Genomic DNA, 16,431 nt, shown 5'->3' with positions numbered 1-16,431 from the left:
TCATGACGCGCCGCTCCGTGGCAGTCCTCGGCACCGGCATCATGGGCGCGGCCATGGCCCGCAACCTGTGCCGGGCCGGCCACGACGTACGGGTGTGGAACCGTACCCGGGCCAAGGCCGAACCCCTGGCGGCCGACGGCGCCCGGGTCGCCGAAAATCCGGCGGATGCGGTAGCGGGCGCGGACACCGTGCTGACCATGCTGTACGACGGACCGGCCACCCTGGACGCGATGCGGGCGGCGGCGGACGGCCTCACCGAGGGCACCGTGTGGCTCCAGTCCACGACCGCCGGCACCGACGCCCTGCCCCTTCTCCTCGACCTGGCCCGGGAGCGGGGGCTCGCCTTCGTGGACGCCCCGGTGCTGGGCACCAGGGCCCCGGCGGAGGCCGGCGAGCTGACCACGCTGATCGCCGGACCGACCGAGGTGTGGGAACGGATCGAGCCGGTGCTGAACGCGGTCGGCTCCCGCACGGTGTGGGTCGGCGAACGCCCCGGCGAGGCCACCCGGCTGAAGCTGGTCTGCAACACCTGGGTGCTGGCCGTCACCCACGGCGCGGCCGAGACCCTCGCCCTGGCGGACGGCCTGGGCGTGAACTTCGACCAGTTCCTGGACGCCATCGCGGGCGGCAGTCTGGACATGGGCTACCTGCGGGCGAAATCGACGGCCGTGCGCACCCGCTCCCTCACCCCGCCCAGCTTCGCCGTGGACACCGCCGAGAAGGACGCCCGGCTCATCGTGGCGGCGGGCCGGGAGGCCGGGGTCCTGCTGGACGCGACGGAGGCGGGCGCGGAGCGCTTCCGGCGCGCGGCGGCGCAGGGCCACGCGGCCGAGGACATGGCCGCCTCCTACTTCGCGAGCTTCGAGCCCCCGGCCGCCGGGAGCTGAGCGCCGGGCCCCGGGCCCTGCGGGGGACGCCCTACGCGTACACCGCGCGGATCTCCTCGGCGAGTTCCCGCATCCGCGCCCGGGCCTCCGCAGGACCGGTCACCGTGAGACTGCCGCCGAACGGCAGGAGCAGCCGGACATCCTCCACGTTCCGCCCGTTGACGGTGACGCTCACCCGCCCTCCCGCGACCGCCTCCCCGATCACCAGCCGCCGGCCGAGCATGCGCCGGGCCACCCCGAGCCGATCGGGATCGACCTCGGCCCGGATGAGGAAACCGTCCGGGTTCTCCCAGTGCGCCGTCAACTCCGCCGCCACTCCGGCCAGGTCCGCGCCCGGACGCAGCCGCCGGGCCGCCCGTACCGGCTCCCAGTCCATGAGCCGCTCCAGCGCGTACAGCCGGGGACGCCCCGCCCGGTCGGCCACCAGATACCACTTCCCGGCCTTGGCCAGCAGGCCGTACGGGTCCACCACCCGCCAGGTCGGCTCACGCTCCCCCGAGCGGCGGTAGCGGATCCGCAGCCGCACCCCGCGCCGCAGGGCGTCCACCATCGCCGCCCGGGGCAGCCCCTCGGACTCCCCGGAGAACCACGGCCTGTTGTCGGTGGTCACGAGCGAACTCAGCGGCAGCGCACCGGTCCCCGCCCGGCGCGCCGCCGCCCCGATCTTGCGGCGCGCCCGGCTGCTGTCGCCGGACGCCCCCAAATGCCCGCGCTGCGCGTCGTCGAGTCCGTGGAGCGCCAGCTGATCCCGCTCCTCCGGCGTCAGCCGCGAGGTGTCCAGCGGGCCACCGGGCAGCAGCGTCACCCCGCCCCACCGGCCGCGCCGGATCAGCAGCGGGAAGCCCGCCTCCTGGAGCCAGCGCAGATCCCGCAGGACGGTCCGCACGGACACCCCCGCCTCGGCGGCCAGGTCAGCGGAGGTCGTGGCCTCCCTTGATTGCAGGGCCAGCAGCAGCGAGAAGAACCGATCCGGGGTCACGGAAACCGAGCATCGCAGAAAACATGACGGGATCCGTCAGGTATGACCGGCAGGCTCCGGTCGTCCAGTCAGCACGACCGACTCAGGGAACACCTCATGGCTGCCTCGATCACCTTCATCGTCTACGTCAGCGACGCGCCGGAAGCCGCCCGCTTCTACACCGACCTCCTGGAGATCAAGCCCGTCTTCGAGAGCCCCGGATTCATCTCCTACTCCCTCGGGGACGGCGCCGACCTGGCCCTGTGGAGCGGCCAGTTCGAGGGCGGCCTGAACCCGCGGGTGCCGCGCACGGGCGAGGTCTGTGTCTGCCTGCCGGGCGCGCCCGAGGCGATCGACCGCCGGTACGAGCAGTGGGTGGCGAAGGGCGTCCGGGTGGTCAGCGAGCCGGCCGACACGGTCTTCGGGCGCACCTTCGTCGTCGCGGACCCGGACGGCAACCTGATCCGGGTCGCCCCCGTCGACTGACGGCCGGAACGGTCTCCGGCGGCGCCGGCCCGTGCGGCCGGCACCGGCGGGGCCGTGCCCCCGGGCGGCGAGTGTGCCGCCCACACCCTTCGCCGGGTGGCCGGCGGCCCGGCGTACGCTCGTTCGGGAACGTGACCGGGGAGACCGCCCGTGCACCACCCGCCCGTGATCGCCGGAGGTGCGTCAGCCGGCCCCGGCGGCGTCGAGATGCCGGGTGTCTCCGAGCACGGTCAGCTGACGGTTGTGGAAGTAGTCGTCCTCGCGCAGCGTGGTGATGCTGCCGGACGGCGCCCGGAAACTGGCGTAACCGGCCGCCTCGATCGGCATCCTGATCCAGGCCGAGACGACGAACGTCAGCGAGCCGCCATGCGTCACGATGATCTGGTGACGGCAGGGGCGGGCCAGGATCCGGTCCAGGGCGGCGTAGAGGCGCCGCGCCCCCTCCAGCTTGGTCTCCGCGCCCGCGACGCCCTCGTCGTGGTCCATCCGTTCCCCGACGGCGGGCGGCGGCACGAACCGCCGGTCCAGCCACTCCTGTGGCTTTCCGCCCGCCTCACCGTAGGACTTCTCCCGCAGATCGCGGTCCAGGACCGGCCGCACGCCGAACGCCGCGCCCACCTCCTCGGCCGTCCGTGCGGTGCGCCGCAGATCCGAGGAGTACAGCTCCACCTCGGCGCCGTCCGGGACCTGTTCGCGCAGCGCACGGGCGATGGAACCGGCGGCGCGGACACCGGCGGGCGTCAGGTGGGAGTCGTGCCACCCGCCGACGACTCCCTCGACGTGGTGGGTCGCCTCCGGGTGGGTGACGACGTACAGGGTGCGCATGGTGCGGGCCTTTCGGTGGGCGGCCCGCAACTGTGCAAGAGCCGCTCCCGGTCGGGCAAACGTTTTTCGCGCCCTTCAGGGGCCGGGGCGGGAGCAGGCCGGGTCCGGCAGGACCTGTACGAGCCGGCGCGCTGGACGTCCCGGAATGCTCACGCGGCGCCGGGCCCGCGCGGTCTCACATCCGCGATCTCAGCACGTCGACCTCACAGCCCGGCGCGAAGGGGTCGAAGCCGTGCTCCGCCAGCCAGCGAACGTTCATCAGGCTCCGCAACGACCACCACGCGTGGATCACGTCGAGGTCGATGCCGGTGCCGTAGCCGGCGATGACGTCGTCGAGGCGGTCCTCGTGTCCGAGCGTGAAGGTGGCGAGGTCGTACAGGGGATCACCCCGGCCCGCCTCGGACCAGTCGATGATGCCGGTGACCTCGTCGCCGTCGAGGAAGACGTGCGCGATCTGCAGGTCGCCGTGGGTGAACGCCGGGGTCCACGGCCGGAGCGCGGCCTCGGCGACCCGGCGGTTCCGGGTGACCAGGTCGGCGGGCAGGGCACCGTGTGCCACGAGCGCCTCGCACTCGTCGTCGAGTTCGGCCGTCAGTCTGGCGATGCTCCGCCCGGCGCGCCCCCGTTGGGGCGGCAGGGGCGCTTCGTGGAGCGTCCGGATGGCCGCGCCCGCCGCGGCCCACGCCGTCGGCGTCCCGGTCGACGGTCCGCCGAGCCGCCCGAGCGTCGTCCCCGGGACGGCGGCGATCGCGAGCACGGGCGGTTTGCGCCACAGGACCTTCGGAGTCGGGACGGGCGCGAGGGACATCGCCTCGACCTCGACGTCGAGGCGCGCCTGATCGGTGTCCACCTTCAGGAAAACGTCACCGACGCGCAGGGTGGCGCGCTCGGAATGGGCGACGACGACCTCGATCTCATCCATGGGCGACCACTATCCCGGGGGGACCTGGCCGGTGTCGCGGGGTTTGTCACGTGCGATGACGCGGCGGATCACGCCCCGTTGTCCGGCCCTGTGCACGACGCCGCCATCTGACCAGGCCGGGCGGCAGGTGTGGTGCCCATCCGTCAGGCGCTGTCCCGCCGACTCCACGGACCGTCCGGGACCAGGGCGGCGAGGACGGACGGCAGGTGGGGTGGTTCCACCGGGTCCGGCAGTGAGCTGAGTTCGGCGGGGAAGATCCACGCGTGCGCGCCCAGATTCACCTGCTCGTCCGGGAGCAGGCCGGTGCGCGCGAGCGCTGGTTGTTCCTCGGCGAACCGGGCGAGGAAGAAGGTCTCGGTCCCGACGAACCGCTTTCCGTTCCACCGGAAGTCACGGTCGACGGGCACCGACCGGTCCAGCACCGAGGCCGGATCGAGTCCGGTCTCCTCGGCCAGTTCGCGCCGTGCCGCCACGATCGGGGTCTCGCCCGGGTCGATTCCGCCGCCGGGCGGCTCCCACAGCCACCTCCCGTCGAACGGGTCACGCCAGCGCAGAAGCAGCAGGCGGTGGGCGGCGTCCAGACAGATGACCCGGGCGGCGGGCCGGTGTGTGGTCTCCACCGACCTGACGGTAGGCGGTGCGTGACCTGCCGATCAACACCGCAGGACCGTGCCGGTGATCGGCATCCGGGCTCACCTTTCCCCCGGATTCCGCATGTGGAAGTCCCACCTACACCACTCTTGAGGAAGGCGCGGTGCGCTGCCAGGACGAGGTTCCCGCGGGCAGCATCGTGGCCAAGGCGCGGGACCTCCTCGACTGCGGTTCGGCCGCCGCGGAGGCGGAGCGCCCGGCGGGCGCGGTGCCGCCGACTGCGGAGCAACTGCGGGAACGCGGCGCGCGGAGCCCGGCCCTGACCGGCGGCACGTCCGCCGGTCGGCCCGAGGCCGCCGGGCCCGGCACGCGGGCCGCCCTTGACTGCCAGACCACCGTCTACAAGATCGCGGTACCCGGCCGGCCCTTGTCCTGGGGCGCGCCGGTCCTGGCGAGCGACGGTGTCCGCCTGCGGCCCTCGACGATCTTCAGCGCCCACCTGGACCACTGGCGCCTGTGCAACGTGACGGAGACCAACGGGGTCCTTGAGGCGTCCCTGTGGAACTGGGGCAACGGAGGGTGCGCGACCATCGCCGAGCCCAGCGCGGCCGACGAACGGGCGATCCTGCGGACGGCCACCTGCACGGAGGACGACCTCCAGCGGTTCTACATCTACCGCGACGTTCCCGGCAGCTCGCTGATCGGTGTGCAGAACAAGTACACCGGCTCCATGATGGGCCATGACCGTTACGCGGACGGGGAGTTCATCCGCCAGTACTCCGGCGGCAGACAGGACGGCACGGGTACGTACAGCCTGATCGAAGACTGACGGCCCCCACCGTGCGGGGGTCGTGCACAGCGGGGAGGGACGCTGTTCACGGCCCCTGTCGCGGTCGGCCGGCGAAACCGCGACGTGTGACCAACGTCCGCGAGCAACACGCCTCGTGCTGTGACGGGGAGGGCTCACCGTGACCGGATGGCTGCTTGTGGGACCAACGCACGCGAAGCGGCTGGTATTACTGGGGCATGCAGGAAGAGACCGCACGCTCCGCGATCGACACGTTCATCTCCGCGTTCAACACCTCGGACGACAGTTATGTGGCCGCCCTGCTCTCCCAGGCCCTGACCACGGATGTGGTCTTCTGGGGACCGCTGGGTCGCAGCGAAGGAATCGCCGCGGTCGAGCGGTTCGTGCTGGACATCCGGCACCACCCGGCGGGGGCCGGCACGATGGTGCGCTGCTCGGCGGTGGACATGCCCGACGAATGGGCCCGGTACCAGTGGGTCTTCACCACGCCCGGTGGAGGCCCCCGTCTGGCGGGAATGGACGTCGTGCGTCTCCGACGGAGCCTCATCGACGAGATCATCGTCTTCGCGGGGGAGATCGAGCCGGCCGCCTCCTGATCATCGTTCTCTCGCTGCCCTCCTCCCCCCTGAACGTGCCCCTTCGGCATTCGGGAGTCTGACGGGCCCGGGCGACGTGCTGGTGAGCACGAACGGGGGGCGGCGGGCTCCGTCAGGGGCGGCGCGAGCCGCGCATGAACTGGTTGACGGCGGTCTCTACGATGCCGTCCAGCAACTCGGGGGCCACCAGGTTGCCGTTCACCAGGGCGGCGATCCCCTGCATCGTGGCGAAGAGGACGACACCGACCCGCTGTACGTCGCCGGGCTCCAACACCCCCTCCTCCTGGCCCTGCTGGATCAGATCGTGCAGCAGCCCGAACGGGCCGGCCGCGGCCTCGGCGATCCGCTCGGCTCCGGCGCGGTGCTTGCCGGCGAACATCACCTCCAGCAGCGCGGCGTCCTCGGTGGCGAAGCGCAGATACGCGACCGCCACCGCATGCAGTCGGGGGCCGAAGGCCGCCCCCGAGGCGTCGCGCGCGGTGCGCAGTTCGGCGCCGAGCCGGACGAAGCCGGCCTCGGCCAGGGCGTCCAGCAGCGCCTGCCGGTCCGCGAAGTGCCGCCGGGGCGCGGCGTGGCTGACTCCGGCCTCGCGGGCCAGTTCGCGCAGGGACAGCTGCTCCACGCCGTTCTCGCGCAGGCTGCGCTCGGCGGCCTCCAGCAGGGTGGCGCGCAGATTTCCGTGGTGGTAGGCGGGCACGGGCCCACTCTAGCCCGCCGATGTTGCCGTTGACAGCTTTGTTGTCGCTGCATACATTGTTGCTCATGACAACATTCACGTTCGACCGGATACCGGATCTGACCGGTCGCACCGCCGTCGTCACTGGAGGCAACAGTGGTATCGGCCGCGCCGCGGCCCGGGCGCTCGCCGCACACGGCGCCCGCGTACTCCTCGCCGTCCGCACCCCGGCGAAGGGTCACGCCGCCGCCGCGGGCATGACGGGCGAGGTCGGCGTGCACCGGCTCGACCTCGCCGACCTCGCCTCCGTCCGCACGTTCGCCGACGAGGTGACCGAGCCGATCGACTTCCTGATCAACAACGCGGGCCTGATGGTCCCGCCGCTCGGCCGCACCGCCGACGGCTTCGAGCTGCAGTTCGGCACCAACCACCTCGGGCACTTCGCGCTGACCAACCTGCTGCTGCCCCGGATCCGGCGGCGCGGGCGCATCGTCACCGTCTCCTCCACCGGTCACCGCCGGGGCAGGATCGACTTCGCCGACCTCAACTGGGAACGCAAGCCCTACCGGGCCTTCCCGGCATATGCCCAGTCGAAGCTGGCCAACCTCCTGTTCACCACCGAACTGCACCGCCGCCTCACCGAGGCCGGCTCCCCGGTGCGTGCCACGGCCGCGCACCCCGGCATGGCCGCCACCGGTCTGCTGGACCACCTCGGCACCCCGGGGTCGATGCGCGGCCGGCTCCGTGACGCCGCCACCCGCCGCCTCTCGCAGAGCGACGACGACGGGGCGCTCCCCACCCTGTACGCGGCGGTGGCCGACCTCCCCGGCGACAGCTACGTCGGGCCGGACGGCCTGCTGGAGGGGCGCGGCGCGCCCAAGCTGGTCGGCCGGTCGAAGGCCGCCCGCGATCTCGCGGTCGCCCGCCGGCTGTGGACGGTCTCCGAGGAACTGACCGGCACCGCCTTCCCGCTGGCCGCGAGCACCGGCGCGGTCGGGTAGCCGCAGGCGCCGGTGAGCCGCTGCCGACGCCGGGGGCGCTCAGGGCAGGGTGGGGAGTCGGCGGACGCCGAGACGGGCGGGCGATGCGGCGGGTTGCGGGATTCCGGGACGTACTCGGTGGCGCCGCACACCGTTTGGTCATCCTCGACGGGTACGCGGCGGATCTCCTGCGGCCACGGACGGCCGGGGCCGGAGAACGGCCGCATCGCGGCCTGCCGATTCCCGGGGCCTCAGCAGGCCGAGTGCCCTGCGACGTTGAGGGCCCAGTTCAGGACGAGGAAGCTCAAACCTCGCAGTGCGGCTGCCTGGAGGTCAGGCAGCCGGCTCCGGGGCTACTGGCGCGTGGGAGAGCCTGTTGCCTTCTGCGCCGAAAGAGTCTCGTAGACGGTACCGGCGAGGTCGGGCAGCGTGTCCTCCCCGCCGACGGCGCTGTTGACAGCAATGGCGATGATCATGCCAGTCTCCGGGAAGTACATGTGCAGCACCCGGTTTCCATAAGTGGCCCCCTCATAGAACCAGACCGTCCCGGCCACAGGATGGACGATCTTCACGAGACCGAGCCCGAAACCGAAGGGATCGTCGGCCGTGACGTTCTCGATGGGCTCACTCGTCTGCATCGAGACCAGGGACTCCAGCTCGCGCTGCTGCGCCGGGGGCAGCAGTTGACCGCTGTACAACGCCCTGTCCCAAGCCGTCATGTCCTCCAGCGAACTCACCAGGCCACCCGCCCCCTGCGCCCAGGACAGGGCGAGCGGAGGAACCGACTTGTTGAGATGGTTCGGCAGGTCGGCATGGGTGGAGTACGGCGCCGGCATGCGCGAGGCCGTGCCCGGAGGGCAGTACGGGGGCAGGCAGGTGTCGTTCATTCCGAGGGGTTCGATGATGCGCTCGGCGAGCTGCTCGTCGTACGTGTCGTGCGACGCTCGTTCGACAATCATCTGCGCGAGGAGATAGTTCGTATTCGAGTACTCGTACGTCGCGGGACCCAGCGGCAGGCCCTCCACATAGGACATCAGGCGCTCCAGCGTGAAGCGCGTGGACGGTTCGGCGTCGAAATCCCTCAGGAACGCACTCTGCTCGGTGTAGTTGGGGATGCCGCTGGTCATCGACAGCAGCTGCGTGATGGTGACGTCGTGCCACGCCGGATACTCGGGAAGCCACTTTCCCAGCTTGTCCCGCATGGACAGCTTTCCTTCGGCCTCCAGCTGAAGCAGCAGCACGGACGTGAACGCCTTGGTGTTGCTGCCTATCTGCCACAGCGCGTCGCTGTTCACCGGCCGGCCACCGCCGTAGCGGGACGTCCCCACATCGACCGAGATATCAGGTTGCTGATCGGCATAGGTCACCCGAAGGGAGACCGCTGAGAAATGGTCCTTGGTGCCCTGATCGTCCAGATATTTCTCGAGGTCACTTCGCAGTGCCGCGGTGACACCGCTATCGGATGGCTCCACCACTGCGTGCGCGACGACCGGCCTGCATCCCGACACCATCATCCCCGAGACAAGCGCCGCGGTGACCGTCGCCAGGGCCACGAGGCGCTTCCCTTGCCGACCACCCCGCCGATGAAGCCTGTACCTCATTGTCGCTATTCCTCCACCGAATTGAACAGAACCGGGAACGACGATCACGCTATGCAGTGGAGGCACGGCACGTAATGGGGGTAACCCCCCGCTTGGCAGTAGCGCTGACCTGAGTGAGGCCAAGTACAGCTTCGAAGGCAGCCGACTGCCCGTCGGAAGAGGAGAGGGCACGACGGTCGTTGACTCATCACTGAGGTGCCGGTATCCGGGTGCCTCGGCTCGGGCCGGGCCGTCCGCGTACTCGGCCGGACAAGGTTCGCGCCGACAAGGCGTACGGCTCTCGCGCGAACCGCGCCTGCCTGCGCAAGCGCGGCATCCGCCACGGTCGAAACGCGCCTCAGGGCGGACGGCCGGAGAAGGCCAGCCAGAGGGAGCCGACGGCCCCGGCCACCGTGAGCACACCGAGCGCGGCGACGACGTACCTGAGCCCTAACTCCGCGACGGGCGCCGGTGACGAGGACGGCGCCGGGGGAGGGGCGTCGTGATCGTGCGTGCCGACGTACCGCACCAGCCATCCGGTACACGTCTCGCAGGAGTAGAACGGCGCGTGCCGGGCCCCGTGGATCACCGGCCCGAGCCAGATCACCGGCACCCCTTGCCTGCGGCACATCAGACACAGGCCGCTCTCCCACCAGCCGCTGAGCACCCCGGTCCTGGCGAACAGCAGCGGCTCCTCCGGCACCTTCACCGCACGCGCCGCAGCGGTGCGTGCAGCCTGGTGACCTCGATGGTGAGGAACTTGCCGAGGATGTACGCGTTGCCGTCCTCGAAGATGAGCTTCTTGCGGGACGGCATGAGCTCGCGCAGCTCGCGGACGCGGTGCGGGATGCCGCCCACCGAGACGACATCGCCGACGCGGACGTCGCTGCCGTTGACCACGATGGTCCGGATCAGCGGTTCGAACATGACCCCTCCTGAAGAGTGAAGATGAGGCTCTTGCCGTTCGCGGTCCGCTCGGTCCGCCAGTGCGAGGCGAGCATGTCCAGCAGTTCGAGCCCGCGCCCCGACTCGTCCTGCACGGCGGCCCGTCGCCGCACGGGAACGGCACGGCACCGGTCGTGCACCTCGACCTGCACGGAGCCGCCGAGCGGCGAGTGACACAGGACGTCGAACGAGTCGCCGGTGGCGTGCAGAACGGCGTTGGTCGCCAGTTCGGAAATCAGCAACTCGACCGCGAATCGATCCACCCCCGGATACGGCGCGTACGCCTCCACCGCTATCCGCCGCGCCCGGCGGACAGACGCCGCCACACAGGGGTACCGCCCGACAGCCAACACGAACCCGCGCTCCAGCATGGGTAGTTCCTTCCAGCCGACCTGCGACGAACTGGGCTACACAGTGCGACGGCTGTGCGCCGCAGCGTAGGTGAGTGAGTGTTGCGGCCAACCATGTGTTTACGCAAGTGGCTGCGTTTGGGTTCACCCGTTAGGGGACCCCGCGACGGCTCCGGAGCCGCTACGCTGCTGCCAGGCGGGGCCAACGAAGCCGGAGGGAAACCGTGTCGACGAGCGTCAATACCAACGCCCTATCGATCCAGCGCGACTTGGGAGAAGAGCTTCGGCGTATCCGGCTGGAAGCCGGCTACAAATCGCAGGCCGATGCCGCCAAGCAGCTGAAGTGCTCACAGAACAAGGTCTCGTACATCGAGCGCGGCAAGCACTGGCCGGACGAGTCGGTGCTGAAGCGGATGTTCAAGGTGTACGCGGTGCCGGAATCCAGGCAGGCCGACATCCGCGCGACCATCCGCACGGGGAAGTCGATCGAGCGGCCGTGGTGGCTGGAGCCGCAGTACAAGGAACTACTCGCGGCCGGATTCGGGCCCGCCTTCTCACTTGAGGACGCTGCCGAGAAGCTCCACGTGCACTCGGGCACGTACATCCCTGGGCTGTGTCAGACCAAGGAGTATGTCGAGGCACTGGCCGCCTTCGGGCAGAAGGATGAGAGCCTCCTGCGGCGTGAGCAGTTTGTCGAGACGCGGCTTCGACGGCAGGACGTCCTGACGCGTCATCACCCCGTCGTCTTGCGGGCTCTGTTTCTGGAGTCGGCGCTATGGCCGGTGGTCGGTGGCCCCGAGACGATGCGTGCGCAGCTCAGGCACCTGCGCGCCTTGGCGGCCAAGCCGAACATCACGTTGAGTGTCATCCCGTTCTCGGCGGGAGCCGCCGCAGCCGCAGGTTCTCCCTTCACCCTGTATGAGTACCCTGGGGTGCACAACAAGACCGTGGTCATGCATGAGATGTCGCGGGGTGGCGGCGAGGCCACGGACAATGCGGCTGAGGTCCGCCGCGCGCGGCGGCGGTTCGCCGACCTCGCGGGGCAGGCACTGAACGCGGCGGAAACTCTCCAGCTGATCGAGAGGGTCGAGAAGACACTATGAAGGATCCCAAGGCCGATCTCTATGCCGCTCCGCTGAACGGCGAGTGGCAGAAGTCCAGCCTGAGCAACAGCAACGGCGATGTGTGTGTCCGGCTGATGAAGATAGACGGAGGGGTGGCCCTGGACGACTCCAAGCGTCCCGACCTGACCCCGCTGCGCTACACCCGCACCGAACTTGCGGCCTTCCTTCAGGCGGCGAAGGCCGGCGAGTTCGACCATCTGCTTAACGATTGACCTCGTGGGAGATGGCATGGCCCGCCAGAAGACGGACCTGGATCCAGAGCCGCTGGACGGCGAGTGGGTGAAGTCCCGCCACAGCGCGGGCAATGGCAACGCCTGCGTTCAGCTCATGACCATGCCCGGGGGTGTTGCCCTGGGTGACTCGAAGCGTCCCGACCTGGCCCCGCTCCGCTGCACGCGCACCGAGCCGGCGGCCTTCCTTCGTGCCGCCAAGGCCAGAGCGTTCGACATCCCCCGGGGCGGCTGAAGCCGTCCGGACCGTCAGCGCGCATCCAGCCGGGCGGTCAGCCCTCGTGGTGCCGTTTGCGCGCGTGGGTGCGGGCCTTCATGCGGTTGCCGCAGGTGGCCATGGAGCACCAGCGGGCTGTTCCGGGGCGGCTGTGGTCGACGAGGAACAGGTTGCACTCCTCGTTCGCGCAAGGCCGCAGCCGTCGCGGCAGTTCCGTGCTGACGCGCGACCAGGCCAGGACGACGCGGGCCGCCAGTTCCTCGTCCGGCGCCGCCTCCAGCTCCCAGGAGACCCCCGCCGGTGAGACGGCGGGGCGCAAGCGTGCCTGATCGAGCACCGTCGCCATTCCGCTGACATCTGAGGACTCCCCCCGGATCAGCCGGTGCAACGCGTCCCGTACCCGGCGCAGTTGGTCGCTTTCCTCGCTCGTGCCACGGCCGCCGAGCGCCCGTATCCACTCCGCCGCGTCCTCCGCCGTCAGTGCGTCCGTAGGGTGCCCGTCGAGCACCGGGGCGCTGTTGAGTACGGCGAGCAGCAGTTCCTCGTCCTCGGCCACGCCCACCTCCCGCTCTCCTTGACACGCCCTCCGGTGCTCTGCATCATCAGCATAGCCTAACCGGTTAAATTGATTTAAGGGGTTACCGTGGTCGCTGTTCATCACCACACCGTGGACGTCGACGGCCTGACCGTCTTCTACCGGGAGGCGGGCCCCTCGGACGCCCCCGTCCTCCTGCTGCTGCACGGCTACCCGACGAGTTCGCACATGTTCCGGCACCTGATCCCCGCGCTGGCCGGCCCGTACCGGGTGATCGCTCCCGATCACATCGGCTTCGGCCGCTCCTCCGCGCCCGATGTGTCGGACTTCGCCTACACCTTCGACGCCCTCGCCGAGGTGACGCGCGGCTTCCTGGACGTCCTCGGCGTTCACCGCTACGCGATCTACGTGCAGGACTACGGCGCGCCCATCGGCTGGCGGCTCGCGCTGGCGTCCCCGGAGGCGGTCCTCGGTGTCGTCTCGCAGAACGGAAACGCCTATGAGGAGGGGTTCGTCCCGTCCTTCTGGGAGCCCATCTGGGCCTACGGCGCGCAGCGAACCCCGGAGAACGAGGAGCAACTGCGGCCCGCCCTGGGCCGGGATGCCGTCGAGTGGCAGTACACCCACGGTGTCCCCGACCCCACCCTGATCGACCCGGACGCCTGGGAGCACGACCTGGCACTGCTCGCCCGCCCCGGCGTCGACCGGGCCCAGCTCGCTCTGTTCGGCGACTACGCCGGTAACCGCGAGCTGTACCCGGCGGTGCAGGCGTGGCTGCGGTCGAGTGGGGTGCCCGTGCTGGCGATCTGGGGCCGCAACGACGAGATCTTCGGGCCGGACGGGGCGCGGGCGTTCCGGCGGGACGCTCCGGACGCGGAGATCGTTCTGCTCGACGGCGGTCACTTCCTGCTGGAGAGCCACCTGGATGAGGTCGCCGCCGCCATCCTCCAGTTCCGCCCGCGGGTGCTCGGCGAGCCTGCCGGCCGGAGCTGAAGGGAGGGAGGTGCCCGGCCGTTGTCAGTGCCTCCTCCCATAATCGGCGGCATGCCGATCACCGAGCCCCAGGCCGCCGAGCGCCGGTTCCTCGAAGTCCTCTATGCCGACGACTACTTTCCCGACCAGGTCCTGGACCGTGGCCGGGCGATCCTGACCCGGCTCTGCGAGCGGATCGAGGCGGAACGGCCGGCCGATCTCGCCGCGCTCTATGTGCTGACCCACGCCGCCACCGAGGAGTTCAACGCCCTGGAGGCGGAGTTCGAGGCGGCCGGGAGCGAGATCGAGACGGTGGCGCGCGAGGAGATCGGCGGGGACATCTGGTTCGTCGCCCAGGCGTACGGCTTCGCCGACGCGGACGTGGAGGAACTGATCGCCCCCCGCGAGTGGTGAGGGGCAACTCCCCGCCGGCTGCCGTGCTTCACCCCCCGTGCGTCACCTGCGATGCGTCGCCTGCCGTGAGTCGCCCGGTGGGGGTGGCCGTTCCCGCCCCGGCCCTCGTCAGGCGGGTGGCCAGCCGCGCAGGGCCATGTCGGCCACGTGCTGGAGTTCCTCGCGGGTGGCGCCGCCGGCCGCCTGGACGGAGATGCCGTTGGCGAGCGTCATGAGGTAGCGGGCGAGCGCCCCGGGTTCGGTGCCGGCGGGCAGGTCGCCCTCGTCGGCGGCCTGCCGGAAGCGGTCGCGCAGATGATCGACGCCCGTATTGCGCCAGTCGGCGAGCAGGTCGCGGCTGCTGAGCCCGGCCTCCCCTGCGGCGAGGGCACCCTGGACGCCGAGGCAGCCGGCGGGGCACCCGGGGCGGGTGCTGACCTCGACGGCGCCGTTCAGGAAGGCGGTGGCCACGCCCAGGGCGGTCGGCTCCCGCAGGGCCCGCGCGACGTACGAGGCGGGGCCCTCGGTGTAGCGGTCCAGGGCCTTGCGGAACAGTTCCTCCTTGTTGCCGAAGGCCGCGTACATGCTGGTGCGGTTGATGCCCATGGCCTCGGTCAGGTCGGCGAGGCTGGCGCCCTCGTAGCCCTGCTTCCAGAAGACCCGCATGGCCCGTTCCAGGGCCTCGTCCGCGTCGAACCCTCGCGGACGGCCGAGCCGGCCCTTCTGTCGCGCATCCATGCGGCCCAGTCTACCTTTTCTGTACCGATCGGTTCAGAGGTGCTAGGTTCTTATTCAGTACCGATCGGTACGGAAAGTTTGTGGAGGGCAGTCGCATGGGGCAACTCGACGGCAAGACCGCTGTCATCACCGGCGGTCACACCGGGATCGGCCTGGCCAGCGCCGTACGTATGGCGGCCGAGGGCGCGCACGTGTTCATCATGGGAAGGCGCAAGGCCGAACTCGACGCGGCCGTGGAAACCATCGGCGCCCCGTCGGTGACCGCCGTGCACGGTGACATCACGAACCTGGCCGACCTCGACCGGCTCTACGAGGCGGTCCGCGCCCGGGGCCGCGGCCTGGACGTGGTCTTCGCGAACTCCGCCACGGCCTTGTTCTCGACGCTGGAGCACACCACCGAGGAGCAGGTCGAGCAGGTGCTCGCCGTCAATGTGCGAGGCACGCTGTTCACCGTGCAGAAGGCGTTGCCGCTGCTCAACGACGGCGCCTCGGTGATCCTGAACGCCTCCACCGCCGCCGACAACGGCACCGAGGCGTTCGGCCTCTACGCGGCGTCCAAGGCCGCCGTCCGGTCCTTCGCCCGGACCTGGGCCAACGAACTCAAGGGCCGGGGCATCCGGGTCAACGCCATCTCGCCCGGCCCGATCGACACGACCGGGATCAGGGATCTCTTCGGCGAGGAGCAGTTGTCCACCGCCCGGGAGCACCTCGCCGGGGACACCGCGATCGGCCGGATGGGGCGCCCGGAGGAGGTCGCCGGCGTCGTGGCGTTCCTCGCCTCCGACGAGAGCAGCTTCATGCTCGGCGCCAATGTGTACGTCGACGGCGGCGAGAACCAGATCTGACGCGCGGCGGCGGGAGGGCGCCATCGCTTCGCGCGGTGGGCCTCCCGCCGGCGTCCGGCACCGGCCCGGCGGAGGAAGGCGTCGCCGGCGGACCGTCGTTGACCGCCGCGACGGAGCCCGCGTCCGGGCAGCGGGCCGCGCCGTACCCGGTGGCTACGGCGCGGTGCCCCGGGAGGCGAGGCCGTGATCGAGGAAATCGAGTACCCGGTGCCAGGTCAGCTCGGCGGCGTCCGGGTCGTGGTCCTCGCCTTCCCGGTCGATGTAGAAGTGGCCGGCGCCCGGATAACGGAAGACCTCCAGCTCGACGCCTTGTTCCCGCGCCGCACGGCGGAGCGCGGCGACGTTCTCCGGCGGCACGAAGTCGTCCGGTTCGGCCGCGTGCAACTGCACCCGCGTGCCGGGCGGGACGGACGCGGGAAGCTCGGCGGTGGCGTGCAGGAGAACGACACCGGCGGCAGCGGTGCGTTCGGGCCACAGATCGGTGACGACACCGGTCCCCATGGAGACACCGACGAGTACGGTCTCCTGCGGCATGTCCCGCAGCGCCTGCCGGGCACGGTGGACCACCGTCGCCCAGCCGACCCGGTCGAGCAGCTGAAACCCCTCGTCGAGGGTGGTCGCGGTCGCACCGTCGAACAGGTCGGGTGTGATGACCTGGTGGCCGGCCGCACGCAACCGCTCGGCGGCGAGGTGCTCGGCGGGACGCAGGCCGAGAATCGAGTGGAACAGCGCGATGTGAACCATCACATCATCCTGCCGTACCGCCCCGGCGG

Annotated in this window: 22 protein-coding genes and 1 pseudogene; 11 read left to right on the top strand and 12 right to left on the bottom strand. The window is 70.8% G+C overall.

The features are described 5' to 3' along the window. Nucleotides 1–2 precede the first annotated feature (2 nt). Nucleotides 3–887, top strand: a complete 885-nt coding sequence (locus ACTFAP_RS06915) for an NAD(P)-binding domain-containing protein (RefSeq protein WP_495683855.1) — start codon at nucleotides 3–5, stop codon at nucleotides 885–887. A 31-nt stretch (nucleotides 888–918) separates the two neighbouring features. Here ACTFAP_RS06915 and ACTFAP_RS06910 read toward each other — a convergent pair whose 3' ends face one another. Then, entirely contained in the window at nucleotides 919–1,866 is a 948-nt protein-coding gene (locus tag ACTFAP_RS06910) for a WYL domain-containing protein (protein ID WP_495683854.1), read from the bottom strand. Nucleotides 1,867–1,962: 96 nt separating this feature from the next. On the opposite strand from ACTFAP_RS06910, the gene ACTFAP_RS06905 reads away from it, so the two are divergent. Beyond that, entirely contained in the window at nucleotides 1,963–2,331 is a 369-nt protein-coding gene (locus tag ACTFAP_RS06905) for a VOC family protein (RefSeq protein ID WP_495683853.1), read from the top strand. 183 nt (nucleotides 2,332–2,514) lie between these two features. On the opposite strand, the gene ACTFAP_RS06900 is transcribed toward ACTFAP_RS06905, so the two are convergent. The 3 genes from ACTFAP_RS06900 to ACTFAP_RS06890 form a co-directional block, all read right to left on the bottom strand. After that, on the bottom strand, nucleotides 2,515–3,156 hold the full coding sequence (locus tag ACTFAP_RS06900) for a histidine phosphatase family protein (protein ID WP_500468487.1): 642 nt from the start codon (nucleotides 3,154–3,156) through the stop codon (nucleotides 2,515–2,517). Nucleotides 3,157–3,331: 175 nt separating this feature from the next. Beyond that, nucleotides 3,332–4,078, bottom strand: a complete 747-nt coding sequence (locus ACTFAP_RS06895) for a phosphotransferase family protein (protein ID WP_500468486.1) — start codon at nucleotides 4,076–4,078, stop codon at nucleotides 3,332–3,334. 143 nt (nucleotides 4,079–4,221) lie between these two features. After that, nucleotides 4,222–4,698 carry an NUDIX hydrolase gene (locus ACTFAP_RS06890; protein WP_500468485.1) on the bottom strand — a complete coding sequence of 159 codons (477 nt, stop codon included), beginning with the start codon at nucleotides 4,696–4,698 and terminating at the stop codon, nucleotides 4,222–4,224. 107 nt (nucleotides 4,699–4,805) lie between these two features. On the opposite strand from ACTFAP_RS06890, the pseudogene ACTFAP_RS06885 reads away from it, so the two are divergent. Together ACTFAP_RS06885 and ACTFAP_RS06880 are read left to right on the top strand one after the other, a co-directional pair. Further along, nucleotides 4,806–5,498, top strand: a pseudogene (locus tag ACTFAP_RS06885) (hypothetical protein); the annotation flags it as partial. 197 nt (nucleotides 5,499–5,695) lie between these two features. Beyond that, on the top strand, nucleotides 5,696–6,073 hold the full coding sequence (locus tag ACTFAP_RS06880; RefSeq protein WP_495683849.1) for a nuclear transport factor 2 family protein: 378 nt from the start codon (nucleotides 5,696–5,698) through the stop codon (nucleotides 6,071–6,073). Nucleotides 6,074–6,185: 112 nt separating this feature from the next. Here the strand turns inward: ACTFAP_RS06880 and ACTFAP_RS06875 are convergent, their stop codons facing one another. Next, a complete protein-coding gene (locus ACTFAP_RS06875) occupies nucleotides 6,186–6,770 on the bottom strand; it encodes a TetR family transcriptional regulator (RefSeq protein ID WP_495683848.1) in 585 nt (194 codons plus the stop codon). Between the two features lie 65 nt (nucleotides 6,771–6,835). Here ACTFAP_RS06875 and ACTFAP_RS06870 point away from each other — a divergent pair, with 65 nt between their 5' ends. Continuing rightward, the gene (locus ACTFAP_RS06870) at nucleotides 6,836–7,750 is read left to right on the top strand and encodes an oxidoreductase (protein ID WP_495683847.1); all 915 of its coding nucleotides are present in this window, start codon (nucleotides 6,836–6,838) and stop codon (nucleotides 7,748–7,750) included. Nucleotides 7,751–8,082: 332 nt separating this feature from the next. Here the strand turns inward: ACTFAP_RS06870 and ACTFAP_RS06865 are convergent, their stop codons facing one another. The 4 genes from ACTFAP_RS06865 to ACTFAP_RS06850 form a co-directional block, all read right to left on the bottom strand. Continuing rightward, on the bottom strand, nucleotides 8,083–9,282 hold the full coding sequence (locus tag ACTFAP_RS06865) for a serine hydrolase domain-containing protein (protein WP_500468484.1): 1,200 nt from the start codon (nucleotides 9,280–9,282) through the stop codon (nucleotides 8,083–8,085). Between the two features lie 385 nt (nucleotides 9,283–9,667). Beyond that, complete coding sequence (locus tag ACTFAP_RS06860; protein ID WP_500468483.1) at nucleotides 9,668–10,018, bottom strand: hypothetical protein; 351 nt, start codon at nucleotides 10,016–10,018, stop codon at nucleotides 9,668–9,670. Further along, entirely contained in the window at nucleotides 10,015–10,236 is a 222-nt protein-coding gene (locus ACTFAP_RS06855) for a hypothetical protein (protein WP_390116650.1), read from the bottom strand. The genes ACTFAP_RS06860 and ACTFAP_RS06855 overlap by 4 nt, the downstream gene beginning before the upstream one ends. Beyond that, the gene (locus ACTFAP_RS06850; protein WP_400009502.1) at nucleotides 10,221–10,625 is read right to left on the bottom strand and encodes an ATP-binding protein; all 405 of its coding nucleotides are present in this window, start codon (nucleotides 10,623–10,625) and stop codon (nucleotides 10,221–10,223) included. The genes ACTFAP_RS06855 and ACTFAP_RS06850 overlap by 16 nt, the downstream gene beginning before the upstream one ends. 203 nt (nucleotides 10,626–10,828) lie before the next feature. Between ACTFAP_RS06850 and ACTFAP_RS06845 the strand changes: the two genes are divergently transcribed. The 3 genes from ACTFAP_RS06845 to ACTFAP_RS06835 are packed head-to-tail and all read left to right on the top strand — an operon-like array spanning nucleotide 10,829 to nucleotide 12,193. Further along, nucleotides 10,829–11,707 carry a helix-turn-helix domain-containing protein gene (locus tag ACTFAP_RS06845; protein ID WP_400009500.1) on the top strand — a complete coding sequence of 293 codons (879 nt, stop codon included), beginning with the start codon at nucleotides 10,829–10,831 and terminating at the stop codon, nucleotides 11,705–11,707. After that, nucleotides 11,704–11,940: a DUF397 domain-containing protein gene (locus ACTFAP_RS06840; RefSeq protein ID WP_495683844.1), complete on the top strand. Its 237-nt coding sequence runs from the start codon at nucleotides 11,704–11,706 to the stop codon at nucleotides 11,938–11,940. Before ACTFAP_RS06845 ends, ACTFAP_RS06840 begins: the two co-directional genes overlap by 4 nt. A 16-nt stretch (nucleotides 11,941–11,956) precedes the next feature. Further along, the gene (locus ACTFAP_RS06835) at nucleotides 11,957–12,193 is read left to right on the top strand and encodes a DUF397 domain-containing protein (protein ID WP_495683843.1); all 237 of its coding nucleotides are present in this window, start codon (nucleotides 11,957–11,959) and stop codon (nucleotides 12,191–12,193) included. A 37-nt stretch (nucleotides 12,194–12,230) separates the two neighbouring features. Here the strand turns inward: ACTFAP_RS06835 and ACTFAP_RS06830 are convergent, their stop codons facing one another. Then, the gene (locus ACTFAP_RS06830) at nucleotides 12,231–12,737 is read right to left on the bottom strand and encodes a CGNR zinc finger domain-containing protein (RefSeq protein WP_500468482.1); all 507 of its coding nucleotides are present in this window, start codon (nucleotides 12,735–12,737) and stop codon (nucleotides 12,231–12,233) included. A gap of 81 nt (nucleotides 12,738–12,818) precedes the next feature. On the opposite strand from ACTFAP_RS06830, the gene ACTFAP_RS06825 reads away from it, so the two are divergent. Both ACTFAP_RS06825 and ACTFAP_RS06820 read left to right on the top strand, forming a co-directional pair. Next, a complete protein-coding gene (locus tag ACTFAP_RS06825; protein ID WP_500468481.1) occupies nucleotides 12,819–13,703 on the top strand; it encodes an alpha/beta fold hydrolase in 885 nt (294 codons plus the stop codon). Nucleotides 13,704–13,754: 51 nt separating this feature from the next. After that, a complete protein-coding gene (locus ACTFAP_RS06820) occupies nucleotides 13,755–14,096 on the top strand; it encodes a DUF5713 family protein (RefSeq protein ID WP_495683840.1) in 342 nt (113 codons plus the stop codon). A gap of 108 nt (nucleotides 14,097–14,204) precedes the next feature. On the opposite strand, the gene ACTFAP_RS06815 is transcribed toward ACTFAP_RS06820, so the two are convergent. Next, a complete protein-coding gene (locus ACTFAP_RS06815) occupies nucleotides 14,205–14,813 on the bottom strand; it encodes a TetR/AcrR family transcriptional regulator (protein WP_400009489.1) in 609 nt (202 codons plus the stop codon). 95 nt (nucleotides 14,814–14,908) lie between these two features. On the opposite strand from ACTFAP_RS06815, the gene ACTFAP_RS06810 reads away from it, so the two are divergent. Then, complete coding sequence (locus tag ACTFAP_RS06810) at nucleotides 14,909–15,658, top strand: SDR family oxidoreductase (RefSeq protein WP_495683838.1); 750 nt, start codon at nucleotides 14,909–14,911, stop codon at nucleotides 15,656–15,658. A 153-nt stretch (nucleotides 15,659–15,811) separates the two neighbouring features. Here the strand turns inward: ACTFAP_RS06810 and ACTFAP_RS06805 are convergent, their stop codons facing one another. Beyond that, entirely contained in the window at nucleotides 15,812–16,402 is a 591-nt protein-coding gene (locus tag ACTFAP_RS06805; RefSeq protein ID WP_495683837.1) for a dienelactone hydrolase family protein, read from the bottom strand. Nucleotides 16,403–16,431: the final 29 nt, after the last annotated feature.

The sequence above is a fragment of the Streptomyces sp. PH9007 genome (genome assembly GCF_059813725.1).
The sequence above is the reverse complement of the archived record's forward strand: the minus strand, read 5'-3'. Positions and strand labels throughout refer to the sequence as shown.